Raw genomic sequence first — 14,405 nt, forward strand, 5'->3', positions numbered from 1 at the left:
CGAACATAATCTGTGCTAATATCAATATATAGTGTCTGTTGGATGAACAAACACTATATATGCTACTTTTTAGGAGAGATTAGGATGACAACAGGCTTTAAAGAACAGGGATTATTGCAATTGACAGAAACATTTCATGATATCGTCGGGTATGGAAATCACGATATTATGCAGGAAAATGCCAACGTAGACGGCCGCTCCCCGATGGGGCAAATGAGCCGGTTTGCATCCGAAAGTTCCAGACATTATGCGCTCCATTACTTAATGTCGCCGGAAATCAAGAAAGCAGTCGATGACAACTTTATATACCCTCACGATTTAGACTATATGCCGAGCGGGACAACGACTTGCTGTCAGATACCATTGGTCCGGCTGTTAAAGGAGGGATTCCACACTGGCCACGGCTCCCTCAGGGAACCGAAGGACATTATGAGCGCATTGTCACTCGCATCTATCATTTTTCAATCGAATCAAAATATGCAGCATGGCGGCCAGTCATTCCCAATGTTCGATTACGACCTGGCGCCTTACGTCCGCAAAACGTACGAAAAGCATCTTGCGAAAATCAAACAATACCCGACAACTTTGACAGAAGAAGAGATAAGGGAAAGAGCGTGGGAAGAAACGGACAACACAACTTACCAAGCGTGCGAAGCATTTATACATAACGCCAACAGCATGCATTCGAGGGGCGGCGGCCAGGTGCCGTTTGTTTCCATTAATTACGGCACGGATACGTCAAGGGAAGGCCGCCTTTTGATCAAAAATATTCTTAAGGCGACAAAAGCAGGCCTCGGCAAAGGTGAGACGCCGATTTTTCCGATTCAGATCTTCAAAATGAAAGAAGGCGTGAACGTTGATCAAACAGACCCTAACTATGACTTGTACCGGCTTGCATTGGAAACGAGCGCTGAAAGGCTGTTTCCGAACTTCAGCTTTATCGACTCGCCCGTGAACAAACCTTTTTATGACGGAACGCCGGAAAGCGAAATCGCTTATATGGGATGCAGAACGCGCGTCATGTCCAATATTCATGGAAAAGAAAACAGCGTCGGCAGAGGGAATTTGTCATTCACCTCGATCAACATTGTGAAAATAGCGCTGCTCAGCGAAAACGTTGAACAGTTTTTTGCCTTGTTAAACCGCTACATGGATTTAACGATTCAACAGCTGCTTGAACGGTACGCCTTTCAATGCAAAAAAAGAGCAAAGGACTTTAAATTCCTGTATTCACAAGGCATCTGGCATGAAAGCGAGAAGCTTGAACCTGAGGACACGCTCGAGGATGTGCTAAAGCACGGAACATTGAGCATCGGATTTATCGGGCTGGCTGAAGCTTTGACTGCATTGACCGGAAAACATCACGGAGAAAGCGAGGAGTCGTTTGAACTCGGCAAAAAAATCGTCCAGTCGATGAGAGATAAGGCCGATGAAGCCACAGAAAAACACAAATTGAACTTTTCCTTGATCGCTACGCCGGCAGAAGGGCTTTCAGGGAAATTTGTCAAAAAAGACAAAGTGGAGTTCGGTTCGATCCGCAATGTCACAGACCGGGTGTACTATACGAATTCGTTTCACATCCCTGTTCACTATAAGCTGACTGCGGTCGAAAAGATCAGAAAAGAAGCGCCGTTCCACTTAATGTGCAATGGAGGGCACATCAGCTACATCGAGCTGGACGGAGACCCGAAAAAAAACATTAAAGCGATGGACATGCTTGTGACCGCCATGCGCCGGTCAGGCATGGGCTACGCCTCGATCAACCATCCTGTCGACCACTGCAAGGCGTGCGGATTTACCGGAATCATAGATAATGAATGCCCGCAGTGCAAAAACCGGGATGAGGCTTTGATCGAACGAATCAGACGGATTACAGGATATTTAGTCGGAGATATGTCAAAGTGGAATTCGGCGAAAAGACAAGAAGAAAAGGACAGAGTGAAGCATCTATGAAAGTGATGAATATTATCCATGACAGCATCGTAGACGGAGAAGGACTGAGAACAGTCGTGTTTTTAGCGGGCTGCCCGCATATGTGTGAAGGCTGCCATAATAAACAAAGCTGGAATATCAATAACGGATTTGATATGAGTGTAGACGAAGTATTCGAGGAAATTATGAAAAACCCGCTTACAAACGTCACCTATTCAGGAGGGGAGCCGCTTTTGCATGCAGGCGAACTGATCGAGCTGTCAGAAAAAATTAAGCAGCATTCCGAAAAGGACATCTGGCTTTACAGCGGCTATACGTACGAACAAATCTTGAAGAATGAAAAGCACAGCGCCTTGCTGGCCTATTGCGATGTCCTGGTAGACGGCCCGTTCGAACTCAAAAAAAGGGACTTGACGCTTCTTTACAGAGGAAGCTCAAACCAGCGGATTATTGAGCTTGCATCATCACAAGCAGAAGCCTGAAGAGGGCTTCTGTTTTTCCTTTCCGGCATTGACTTCTATCGAGATAACGTCATAATGAATATGAAAAGGTTTATATTTCAACATACATGTCTATCAATAAAAGAAAGCGTTTTATTTACATAAGACTATCGTGAATTAAGGGAGGAGATGGCAACATGACTCAATCACCGATATTTCTGCAGCCTGAGTTTAAAGAGAGAATCTGGGGGGGAACGGTTTTGCGCGAGTCATTCGGCTATGACATTCCCTCCGATTTGACAGGTGAATGCTGGGCCATTTCCGCCCATCCAAACGGTCCGAACATCGTTGCTTCAGGTCCTTACAAAGGAAAAACGCTTGCCGAGCTTTGGGACGAACACCGTGAATTGTTTGGAGGTGCAGAGGGGGACCGTTTCCCGCTGTTAACGAAAATACTTGATGCCAATCAAGACCTTTCCGTTCAAGTCCACCCGGATGACTATTATGCAGGAGAGCACGAAAACGGGGAACTCGGTAAGACAGAATGCTGGTATATCATCGATTGCAAAGAAGGAGCAGAGATCGTTTACGGCCACACGGCGAGAACGCGGACTGAACTGGTCACCATGATCAACAGCGGTGATTGGGACAACCTGTTAAGGCGGATCAAAATCAAACCGGGCGATTTTTATTATGTGCCAAGCGGCACGATTCACGCTCTTTGCGAGGGGACGGTCGTTTTGGAGACACAGCAGAGCTCCGATACGACGTACAGGGTATATGATTATGACCGGACCGATCAAAACGGAGAAAAGCGCGAACTTCACCTGACACAGGCGATCAATGTCACAACAGTACCGCATGTAGACAGCTATGTTGACGAATCGACAGAAACTCAAAAAGGCATTACCATTAAGACATTTGTTGAAGCCGAATATTTCTCCGTATATAAATGGGAGATCGACGGTGCCGCTGAGCTGACCCAGGATGCCCCTTTCCTCCTGTGCAGCGTGATTGAAGGAGAAGGAAAGCTCACTCAGGGCGGCGAATTATTTCCGATCAGCAAAGGGACAAATTTTATCCTGCCGGCGGAAACCAATGACTTTACAATAGAAGGAACATGTGAACTAATCGTGTCACACATATAAAAAGCTTGACGGTCTGCAAAAAAAGGCCGTTAAGCTTTTTTATTGTAAAAAAATAATCCGGCTCGCCGATAAAAAGAGAAAGCAAGTTTTAGAAATTGGGAGGCTCATAGGCGAGGGGAGTAAAGAATGTGAAAAACATTAGAAAAACCGTTATTTTTGCTGCAATCATTTTGCTCGTACATACGGCAGTCCCGGCAATTCCTGCTTTAGCAGCATATACCGATACTTCCGTCTACAAAATTGAAACAGCAAAAGAGTTTAATAGCGAAAGCGAAGCGCTCAAAGCAGCCGAACAACTGAAAAAGGACACGGGATGGAAAGCCGAGGTCAAACCTTCAGGGAAAAACGGCACAACATACGTTTTGACATCAGAAGGTGTCGAAGGGGAGAGCAGAGCAAAAAATCTGCTTTTGCAGTTTGAAAAAGAAACCGGTTTGAAGGCGTCCTATGGTCCGATTGGAAAAAAAGAACCGTTTTCCAAAGCGGTATCAAAGGAATTTGCCGGTGAAGAAAAAGCCAAGGAATGGGCGCTCCAATTTGAAAAAGAAACCGGTCTGAAAGCAACCTATACACTTGCAGGGAACAGGGAAGCATACGTGAAGGTTGCCACCGGAGGAATCGAAGGCGAAGACAACACGAAAGCCATCCTCGATCGTTTTCAAAAAGCGACCGGCCTCAAAGCGTCGTATGCACCATACGGAGCGGGACAAGCGATCGTCAAGCTTTATTCTGCAGAAATCGCAGATGAGAGCAAAGCGAAAAGCCTGCTTGTCCAATTTGAAAAAGAAACCGCTCTTAAAGGAACGATAGAAACAGTAAAGAAACAACAGCCAAGATATAAAATTGTGACAGGTGCGATACAAGGCGAAACAAACGCAAAAAATCTGCTGAAGCAGTTTGAAAAAGAGCTCAAGGTCAAAGGGGCATATGAAGCCGCCGGTCACCCGGCGCAGCTTTACAATGTGAAATCGGGATATTTTAATGACGAAAAGACCGCGAAAAATGCCGCCGGCCAAATTAAAAAGAATACCGGTCTCACCTCAAGCACGGAAAAGGTAAAAGGCACGCGTTTCTGGATCGTCAGCATGAAAAGCGTAGACAGTCAAAACCTTAAAAAAGTCGACGCCTTTTTTAAAAAGAAAACGTGGCGTTATACTGCTGCAAAGGCAGGGAGAAAGCAGACATCTTTCAGAATCGTTTCCGTCCCGGTTTCAGATCAAAAGAAAGCAAACGACGGTATCCGGTTTTTTAAAAACAAAAACATTCAGGCTTCCGCCCAAAGCGCCGTCAGCACGACCGTCAGCCGCTTCCGGATCGCGTCCGGTGAAACAGCCGTCCAAGCGCGAATCAATAAAGGACTGGAATTCTTTAAGAAAAACGGTGCGGCGGGAACGGCTGGACCAACAGGAAAAAAAGTGTACAGCCATTATCAGCTGACAACGGAATCCGTATACGGACAGGACAAAGTGACGAAGGCGCTCAATTTCTTTAAAGAAACAGGCATTCACGCAGAGGCCGTCAAGACCGGCCAGTATGACAGCCGCTACAAACTGAGTTCGGAAGCTCTGATCGGCTCGAAGAAATTACAGCATGCGCTCGAATTTTTCAGCAAGCGGAGTATACCGGGCAAGATTGAACAAACGGGTGAGTACGGCTACAGGCAGTACCGGGTGACGACAGGTCAGATCACAAGCAAAGCAGATCTCGACAAGGGACTGAATGTCTTTAAGAAGAACAATGTCAGCGCAACTTATCAAACAAAGTCGGTCAGCCTGTTTCACATCTCAATCAATGAACAATTTACAAGGAAAGACCGTGCAGTTGCTGCCGCCAATCGGATTAAAACGAATTACGGCTGGCCGGTGAATGTCGTCAAAGTGAAAAACGGCCCGCAAATCACAACGACTGACTACGGAATCACGCTCAGCCAGATGATCGATAAACAGATGAAAGTCAGCCCGCAAACGGATGCGCCGGCTTATGTTTCATTGAGCTACATCAATACGGCGAACCAAACCGTCACGGCTGATCTGCTGAATATCAGGTCAAGCCCCCTTGTGACAGGCGGCAACATCATCGGACAGCTGCAAAAAGGGGATAAAGTCAACATCATCTCCCAGGAAAACGGCTGGGCAAAAATCAGAATGAATTGGCGAAATGCCAGCAGGGATGAAGTCGAGAAATATGTCAATCCGGAAAATTTCACACAAGACAGCTCGGCATACTTCCAATTTTTAAAACTGTCGCAAACGGCCGGATTGAATGCTGCCGAGGTCAATGCAAAAATCCTTTATAATAAAGGGGTTTTGACAGGCAAAGGGCAAGCGTTCATCGACGCGGCGAGAGCATACAGCATCAATGAACTGTACCTCATTTCACACTCGCTCCTTGAGACGGGCAACGGAACTTCCGAGTTGGCTAAAGGAACGATGTTCAACGGCAAAAAGGTTTACAATATGTACGGCGTCGGGGCTTACGACAGCAACCCGCTTTACTACGGCGCAAAATACGCCTATGAACAAGGGTGGTTCACACCTGAGGCCGCCATTATGGGCGGAGCCAAATTCATCGGTGAAAAATACATTCACCACCCGACTTACAAACAGGACACCCTCTATAAAATGAGATGGTCTCCGAATGCCCTTCACCAATATGCGACAGATGTCGGATGGGCTTGTAAGCAGGTGGGGAGAATGTACAGTCTGTATACATTGCTCGATCAATATACGCTGTACTATGATGTGCCGGTTTATCGGTAATCATCATAAAAAGACCGGCCATGTTCCATTAGGAACCGGCCGGTCTTTTTTCATTTGCCGTCATATGCTCGCTCATAAAGTTCAACAGGCGCATGCTGGCATCACCTGTTGAATATTGATGCCACTCTTCCGCAAACTTCTTGATCTCTTCCTTTGTATCGGACATTTCTTTGATTTCTTTCAGCAGCATTTCGCTGTCCATGCAGGCTTTGCCGGGAATGACTGCTTCAAAATCATCGATCAGTCCGCGTTTTTCATTATACTCTGCCATATCATACGTGAAAAACAAAATCGGTTTATTTAACAAAGCGTACTCAAAGGCGACCGACGAGTAGTCGGAAATCAGGATGTCGCTTTCCATCAGCAAATCCTTTAACGGAACGTCTGATACGTCTTTGATCAGCCCTTCGTGCTCTTCAAAAGCAATCTGTTCCCGCACGGCCGGATGCAGTTTGACCAGCAGCAAAAATTCTCCCTGCAGTTCCCCGGAGAGCTGCTCCTTAGAGAAAGGGAGACGAACGGACGTCAAACAATAGTCCCTGTATGTCGGCGCATACAGAATAACCTTTTGGTCCGGACGGTCCGCTGTTTGTCTTCCGGCATGAAAATACTCATCAGTTAACGGAACACCCGTCCGCAAAAAACGGTCATCTCCCAAGCCGAATGACCGCTTGAAAATATCCGCCATTTTTTCCGAGCCGACAACGATATGATCAAATGAACGATACACTTTTTTAAACCGTTTGATATCGCCGGCGGATCGATAGCGGTTTCCGATATCTTCGAGTCCGAACTTCTTCAAAGCGCCGGACGCATGCCAAATTTGAATGCATGTCGTCTGAGGGCGTTTATTCAAAACACTTGTCAGCAGAAAATAATTATCCGTCAACACGAATTTACACCTGAACATTCGGTATACGGCTTTTATGAGATGAATCGGATTTTTCTCGTTGATCACTTGCGATCGAACGGAAGGATATTCATCTGCAAGGGAAACGGCGTGCCTTGTATAGAGGACTTCCATTTCAAACGGCCGGCTGCTGCTGACATACTCATCAAGCAGCGCGCGCGCATTATCCGGAAAGGAAACAAGCAATACAGCTCTGTCGCGCGCTTTTACCAATCTGAAAATAAAACCGGTCAAAGCGAGACCGGCCGAGTAAACCATAACCAATAAAGAACGTATATTCATTCGTTACCCAAACTCTTTTCTACAAATCGATTTTAGATTGCTCTTTGATCTGCTCCGGATAGTAGTGCCGCTGTTTTTGAACTCTTTCCTCTTTCAGAACGGAGAAGACATATTTCGGGATGTTCAGCATGCGCTTCCACCTTGTCGGATTGGTCAGCAGGCGGTACATCCATTCAAGATTCAGCTTGATGAACATTTTCGGCGCCCTTTTCACTTTTCCGCTGAACACGTCGAAGCTCCCGCCGATGCCGATCGCAATCGCCTGAGGAAATAGATGCTTATGTTCATAAATAAACTTTTCCTGATGAGGATATCCGAGAGCGACAAAAACCATGTCCGGCTTGGCAGCCGCGATTTGCTTCGCAACTTCGCCTTTGTCTTTGACATAGCCGTGTGAGTATCCGGCCAGCTCAATTCCGGGATATTCGGTTGAAAGCCGATCTGCAACAGCTTGAATAACCTCCTGCTTGGCCCCGTATAAAAAGACCCTTTTCTTTTTGCGGTCAGCCAAGCTGAGAAGGTTGATAAATACATCGTACCCCGCGATCCTCGATTTTAATCTGCTGTTGATCAGCCTTGACGTCAGGACGATGCCGATTCCGTCCGGCAGGATAAAGTCAGCAGATGAAACTGTTTTAAAATAATCCTTGTCTTTTGCAGCCGCATACCCGATCTCAGGGTTTACCGTTGCGATAAATGCCCCCTCATTGCGGTCGATAAAGGATTTTTCAAGATGATTCAAAAATCCGGGCAAATCCCCGTTAACATATGCAAGATGATGAACCGTTTCCGTTTGCAGCATAGTTTTTTTCCTCCTTCCGGTTTAAGAAGTGTAAGTATATACGAATGTATGAAAGTCGAAGTTTAAGAGACCAGCCCATAAATTCAGGAGGTCTAACGTATATTTTAGCATAGATCATTCATAAAAGCTTAACAATATCTTTACATTAGATTAAGATTTTTTACGTCTTATTCAGAAAAGGTTCGATTTTTTTAGATAAAATTTGGAATTGCATTAACCTTAAAGAATACTTAACGTTTGATAGGCGATGTGCTATAATGAATGATCAGTAAAGACCTGTGGAATGAATGTAACTTATCGAGTGTTTTTGATATATCAATATAGCTTTTCGCCTTAAGATTAGAAAGGAGAGCGCATGACAATGAAGAAAGTCATCACATATGGAACGTTTGATTTATTACATTGGGGACATATCAAGTTATTGGAACGGGCAAAACAATTGGGGGATTATCTCGTCGTAGCGATTTCGACTGACGAATTCAATCTTCAAAAGCAGAAAAAAGCATATCACAGCTATGAGCACCGCAAGCTCATTCTTGAAACGATCCGCTACGTAGACGAAGTCATCCCGGAAAAAAACTGGGATCAAAAGGTACAAGATGTGATCGATCATGACATCGATGTATTTGTCATGGGGGATGACTGGGAAGGGAAATTCGACTTCCTGAAGGATTACTGCGAGGTTGTTTACCTTCCGAGAACCGAAGGGATTTCCACGACGAAGATCAAAGAGGAAATCGCAAACCTTTAATTCGGCTCAGCTTAATAAAAATTCAAAAAGTACTTCTTAAAAAAATAAGAAGTGCTTTTTGTTTCGTATACGAGTCATTTTAATATAATAAGTATGAACAGCTTTGCTTTTGAATAAAAAAAGAGGAGTAGACTGATTTTATGGATAGTGCAATTCCGATAGAATTTCAGCTGCGGGAAATAAAAATTAATGATTCTCGCCTCTATTTTGTGTTCGAAAGTTCTGTCTCTCTTGATCATCTCGATGTTTTGGCAGTTAACCGCAATACGAAAAAAGAGACGCGTGCAACTTGTAACAAAATAAGCGATTCAGAGCAGTTAAAAGCAGCGGAAATATCTTTAGATACCCTATCTAACCTGATGATAGACGAAACGGTCATCGATTTTTATGTACTTTATGAAAATAATGAAAAAAATCAATGCAAAAAGAGGATATACACAGCATCAAAACCGCTAGAGCTGTCTTGGCATAAGGATCGAGCCAATCAGTTCATTTATCTTCCGTATAAGACCCGAAAAGGCCACTTCGCTCTTGATGTTTTACGAAGAAAAGCAGTGGCTGAACCGGACAGCATTAAGTTAAGCTCCGACGGAAAACTAATGATTGAAGGCTATACTTTTCTGCTGGATGCTGAAGAACGTTCAATCGTAAAAAGCAGAAAGCTGGTTTTAAAGGAAATTAGCCAAAACGATAAAGAAAGGGTTTTCAATTTCCCTTTAAAAGGCGTTCAGCGCGTCGATTTGTCAGCTGATTCTTCTGATCATGCCGTTGGATTTGAGGCGGAAATCGATCTGAAAAAGCTGTATGAGGAGAACAGGATGCCTGCTTTCTTTAAGTTTTATATAGAATACGTAGGTGAAGATGCTGCAACAGGGGAGGAAATCGCTATAAAAAGCAGGGCATTCAAGCTTATAGATGATATAGAAAGTTTTTCAATTGTTGACACAAAAAAAGGACCGGCTCGTTTTCACATTTATCCGCAGAAGCGAAAACGGGGTATGCGTCTAAGAATGAATGACTATACGATCAAAACCCGTGCGGTTTATTTTGCCAAAGGAAAAGGAAAAAGGCTGATGTCAGTCATACGCAAAGGCAAGAATAAAGCAAAGAAAAAGATTTCGGGCATGGTGAAGAGAGCATACTATTTTACTTTTGGACTGGCCGGCAAACTCCCTGTTAAAAAGAAAACCGTCATTTTTGAAAGCTTTGCCGGTAAGCAGTACAGCTGCAATCCGAGAGCAATTTACGAATATATGAAGGAACATCATCCGGAATACAACTTAATATGGAGTGTAAATCCGAGTTATACAGAAATTTTTGAAGAAAAAAATGTCCCTTATATTCACCGATTCACGCTGAAGTGGCTGTTCGCCATGGCAAGGGCCGAATATTGGGTTGTAAACAGCCGGCTTCCTTTGTGGATCCCAAAACCAAAGCACACGACATATGTGCAGACATGGCACGGGACTCCGCTGAAAAGGCTTGCCGTCGATATGGAAGAAGTGCACATGCCGGGCACCAACACTGAGAAGTACAAGCAAAATTTCACTAAAGAAGCATCGAAGTGGGACTATTTAATCTCCCCGAATCGCTATTCAACCGAAATCTTTGCCCGCGCTTTTCAATTTAACAAAACAATGATTGAGTCCGGCTATCCGAGGAATGACTTTCTGTATACGGACAACCGCCCGGAAACGATGAAGGCCATAAAGAGAAAAATGAATATCCCCGAAGATAAAAAGGTCATTTTATATGCACCGACATGGCGGGACGATCAGTTCTATAAAAAAGGAAAATACAAATTCGACCTTGATTTGAATTTGGAAAAGCTGCGAGAGGAGATCGGCGATAATTATGTCATCGTTTTAAGAATGCACTATTTAGTCGCGGAAAACTTTGACCTATCGCCGTACAAAGGATTCGCATATGATTTCTCATCATACGAAGATATTCGCGAACTTTATATGGTATCTGATTTGTTAATTACAGATTACTCTTCAGTATTCTTTGATTTCGCAAATTTGAAGCGTCCGATGATTTTCTTCGTTCCAGACATTGAAACCTATCGTGACAAGCTGCGCGGCTTTTATTTTGACTTTGAACAAGAAGCACCAGGACCGTTGGTCAAAACGACTGAGGAAGTAATTGAGAAAATCAAGGAAACAGAGACATCTGACTATCGTCTGCCTGACATTTTTGAGCCTTTTTATGAAAAGTTTTGTTACCTGGAGACGGGCAATTCTTCTGAAAAAGTGGTGAATAGAATTTTCGAATAAAAATCTCCATTAATGACCATTTCAAAGCCATTGTATTATTGCAATGGCTTTCTTATAATTGTTAATGTATTGTAGCCCTCTTAGTGGCTGCCAAAGATTCTTAACTTTTAGAGAAACTTATGCTATTATGGTTGTCATGTATAAAACTGTAGGGAAAAGATTTACTCCTTGATATTTCCTTTTTAGAAACTTTGTGAGAGGTATTAAAATTAAGATGATTAAGTCAAGTTTAATCACCTAAAAATTAATTTTCTTGTGTATGGGATTTGCTAATAAATTCACCTTTAAAATAAGTAAGAAAATAGAGGAGCTTGGAATGAATAAGAAATTAAAAATAGCTAAAAGAAGGGCGAAGTTTTTATTAGAGCCTTTTAAAACTTACACCAACAATAAAAAATTCAAACGCACTGTTAAATTCGCAAGGAATTTCAAGAAGAATAGAATTGATCAAAATATTATTTTCTACGAATCTTATCATGGAAAAGCAATGAATGACAATCCATTTGCAATATTTAAGCATTTAATAAACAATGAAGAATACAAAAATTTCACCCATATATGGGCTTTAAATGATCAGGACAATCCTTATGCCCAAAAGTATAAAGGCTTGAAAAATGTAAGATTTGTTAAAGTTCATAGTGAGGAATATATTAAATATTTGACTAAAGCAAAGTATTTAATCAATAACGTTACCTTTCCTACCTACTTTCAAAAGAAAGAGGGTCAAATCTATATCAATACGTGGCACGGAACCCCCCTTAAAACCCTTGGAAAGGATATGGAGGGGCCTATTGGCCAACATAAAAATATTCAAAGGAACTTTTTGCATAGCGACTATATCTTGTCTCCAAATCAATTCACTTCGGAGAAATTAATTGATTCCCACGACTTAGCAGGTATTTATAATGGGGAAATTATTGAGGAAGGTTATCCGAGGATGGATTTGACCTTTAATACAGATAAAGAAGAACTTAGAAAAACTTTAGAAAACTTTATAGAACTTGATCCTAATAAAAAGGTTATCTTGTATGCACCTACCTGGAGGGGAGAAGTAGGAAGTGTTTCCAACATTAATGAAGAGCTATTCAATCATATTTCGGAATTGAATGAAAAGATTCCAGACGATTATCAGCTCGTATTAAAGGTGCATACCCTTTTATTTAAATATATTGAACATGATGAACAATTAATGAATAAATGTATTCCAGATTGTATAGATACAAATGAGTTATTATCACTTGTAGATATCCTGATAACAGATTATTCAAGTATTTTCTTTGATTATATGGCAACCAACAAACCAATTCTGTATTTTATGTATGATAAAGAGCAGTATCTGAAAAAAAGAGGAATGTACTTGGACGTTAATACACTAGCTGGCCCAATATGTAAAACAACTGATGAGCTTGCAAAATGTATTAAGGATATTGAGTCTATACAAGAACAATATCAGTCTGTATATCAAGAAATGAATGAGATTTACATCAAAAGAGTGGGAGATGCTACTCAAAAGGTAGTTGATATTATATTTAAAGGCAAACAAGAACAGTCTGACTGTGTCTTTGATGTTAAAGAGCCTCACAAAAAAACCATTTTGATTTACTGTGGCGGTTTCCTGAATAATGGTATAACATCCTCGGCTATAAACTTGTTAAACAATATAGATTACGACAAGTATAATGTGGTTGTAATTGATAAAGGAAACTATGATAAAGAATCTTCTTACAATATAAGCAGGATAAATGCAAAGGCAAAGCGGGTATATCGAGTAGGAAGTATGAACTTAACCATAAAAGAATGGTATTTACATGGATTGATGAACAGAAGGGGATACACTGAGGAACTAGCGAAAAGAAACCCTGAAAAGATTTTTCGGAGAGAAATAAATCGTATGTTGGGTAATGTTAAGGTCGATATAGCAATCGATTTTAGTGGATACGTACCTTTCTGGACAATGGTTATGGCTCTAGGGGATTTTTCTAAAAAGAGTATATACCAACATAATGATATGCTAGCTGAGACTGAAAAAATCATTAATGGAAAATATAAACACAAACGTAAGTTAGGTATAGTCTTTTCTCTATATAAGTGTTTTAATAAAATCGTTTCTGTAGCAAAGCATACTAGAGATTTAAATGCTGAAAATTTAGCACATTATGTTGATGCGAATAAGATGGTTTACGTTCATAACTCTTTAAATGTGGAAAAGATTATAGATTCTGTAGAAAATCATGGTTTTTCTATCGAGAGCTATGAGGGCCAAGATCATATTATCCAAAAGGAAGAAAAGCCAGGAATATTTAGTATGAAAGGGATTAGGCTTCCTAAACATAACGAAATCAATTTTGTAAACATGGGAAGGCTATCACCTGAAAAAGATCAAGAGAAGTTAATTAAAGCATTCTCTCAACTGATCAATAAATATAAAAGTTTGAAAATGAAGCTTTATATTATAGGTGACGGTATTTTAAAGGAGACTTTGAGTGATCTAGTTGAAACACTAGGAGTAGCAGACAGTGTTATATTCACTGGACAAATGAAAAATCCATTCTTCCTAATTAATAAAGCTGATTGTTTTGTTTTATCTTCTAATCATGAAGGACAGCCAATGGTGTTGTTAGAAACGCTTGTACTAAATAAACCCATAATTGCTACAGACATTGCAGGTTCTAGAAGTATTTTAGAAGATGGGTATGGAACGCTTGCTCCAAATAATTTAGATGGGCTTTTTTCTGAGATGGAAAAGTTCGTCTTAGACAACTCGGAAGACGAGGGTAGTACATTAAATAAAGATTTAAATTATAATAGAAGATTCAAGAGATTTAACTACGAAGATTACAATCAACAAGCAATGAAAATGTTTTATAAAGAAGTTTGTTCTGAGCAAGTTTAAGTAATACCTGTTTAATTTGTGAATTTAATGCCATTACAATTAAAAACACTTCTTCACGACCTTAGTCCGTTTTTCCTTTCGGGTTAAGGTCGTTTAATTATGATTTCATGGAAGATTAAAGGACTGCAAGTTGATATATGTCTGTTTTGCGTCCTTAACTTATTGAAATCTAGAGGACAACATAACTTCATCTTTCACATTGACAATGCTTA

At 41.6% G+C, this 14,405-nt stretch carries 9 protein-coding genes; 7 read left to right on the plus strand and 2 right to left on the minus strand.

Translation table 11 applies throughout. From position 1 onward, the window contains the following. The first annotated feature begins 84 nt into the window (after positions 1-84). From ACVC9U_RS22280 to ACVC9U_RS22295, 4 genes are all read left to right on the plus strand, one after another. Positions 85-1,953: an anaerobic ribonucleoside triphosphate reductase gene (locus tag ACVC9U_RS22280; protein WP_003185794.1), complete on the plus strand. Its 1,869-nt coding sequence runs from the start codon at positions 85-87 to the stop codon at positions 1,951-1,953. Beyond that, positions 1,950-2,414: an anaerobic ribonucleoside-triphosphate reductase activating protein gene (gene nrdG / locus ACVC9U_RS22285; RefSeq protein WP_003185792.1), complete on the plus strand. Its 465-nt coding sequence runs from the start codon at positions 1,950-1,952 to the stop codon at positions 2,412-2,414. Before ACVC9U_RS22280 ends, nrdG begins: the two co-directional genes overlap by 4 nt. A gap of 155 nt (positions 2,415-2,569) precedes the next feature. Beyond that, entirely contained in the window at positions 2,570-3,520 is a 951-nt protein-coding gene (manA, locus tag ACVC9U_RS22290; RefSeq protein ID WP_441391558.1) for a mannose-6-phosphate isomerase, class I, read from the plus strand. A 128-nt stretch (positions 3,521-3,648) separates the two neighbouring features. Continuing rightward, positions 3,649-6,279, plus strand: coding sequence for an N-acetylglucosaminidase (locus tag ACVC9U_RS22295; protein WP_441391559.1), 2,631 nt, complete (start codon positions 3,649-3,651; stop codon positions 6,277-6,279). A 28-nt stretch (positions 6,280-6,307) separates the two neighbouring features. On the opposite strand, the gene ACVC9U_RS22300 is transcribed toward ACVC9U_RS22295, so the two are convergent. Beyond that, positions 6,308-7,471, minus strand: a complete 1,164-nt coding sequence (locus tag ACVC9U_RS22300) for a CDP-glycerol--glycerophosphate glycerophosphotransferase (RefSeq protein ID WP_003185786.1) — start codon at positions 7,469-7,471, stop codon at positions 6,308-6,310. 19 nt (positions 7,472-7,490) lie between these two features. Beyond that, entirely contained in the window at positions 7,491-8,270 is a 780-nt protein-coding gene (locus ACVC9U_RS22305; protein WP_025806137.1) for a WecB/TagA/CpsF family glycosyltransferase, read from the minus strand. A gap of 364 nt (positions 8,271-8,634) precedes the next feature. Between ACVC9U_RS22305 and tagD the strand changes: the two genes are divergently transcribed. From tagD to ACVC9U_RS22320, 3 genes are all read left to right on the plus strand, one after another. Continuing rightward, entirely contained in the window at positions 8,635-9,024 is a 390-nt protein-coding gene (gene tagD / locus ACVC9U_RS22310) for a glycerol-3-phosphate cytidylyltransferase (RefSeq protein ID WP_011198365.1), read from the plus strand. Positions 9,025-9,164: 140 nt separating this feature from the next. Continuing rightward, positions 9,165-11,300, plus strand: a complete 2,136-nt coding sequence (locus ACVC9U_RS22315; protein ID WP_003185782.1) for a CDP-glycerol glycerophosphotransferase family protein — start codon at positions 9,165-9,167, stop codon at positions 11,298-11,300. 316 nt (positions 11,301-11,616) lie between these two features. Further along, a complete protein-coding gene (locus ACVC9U_RS22320) occupies positions 11,617-14,193 on the plus strand; it encodes a glycosyltransferase (RefSeq protein ID WP_016885704.1) in 2,577 nt (858 codons plus the stop codon). The last annotated feature ends 212 nt before the right edge of the window (positions 14,194-14,405 follow it).

It is taken from the genome of Bacillus sp. GM2 (assembly GCF_056155945.1).

Coding starts and splice junctions, on each gene's coding strand:
- ACVC9U_RS22280 (WP_003185794.1), top strand. CDS start 85: ATGACAACAGGCTTTAAAGAACAGGGATTATTGCAATTGACAGAAACA.
- nrdG (WP_003185792.1), top strand. CDS start 1,950: ATGAAAGTGATGAATATTATCCATGACAGCATCGTAGACGGAGAAGGA.
- manA (WP_441391558.1), top strand. CDS start 2,570: ATGACTCAATCACCGATATTTCTGCAGCCTGAGTTTAAAGAGAGAATC.
- ACVC9U_RS22300 (WP_003185786.1), bottom strand. CDS start 7,471: ATGAATATACGTTCTTTATTGGTTATGGTTTACTCGGCCGGTCTCGCT.
- tagD (WP_011198365.1), top strand. CDS start 8,635: ATGAAGAAAGTCATCACATATGGAACGTTTGATTTATTACATTGGGGA.
- ACVC9U_RS22315 (WP_003185782.1), top strand. CDS start 9,165: ATGGATAGTGCAATTCCGATAGAATTTCAGCTGCGGGAAATAAAAATT.
- ACVC9U_RS22320 (WP_016885704.1), top strand. CDS start 11,617: ATGAATAAGAAATTAAAAATAGCTAAAAGAAGGGCGAAGTTTTTATTA.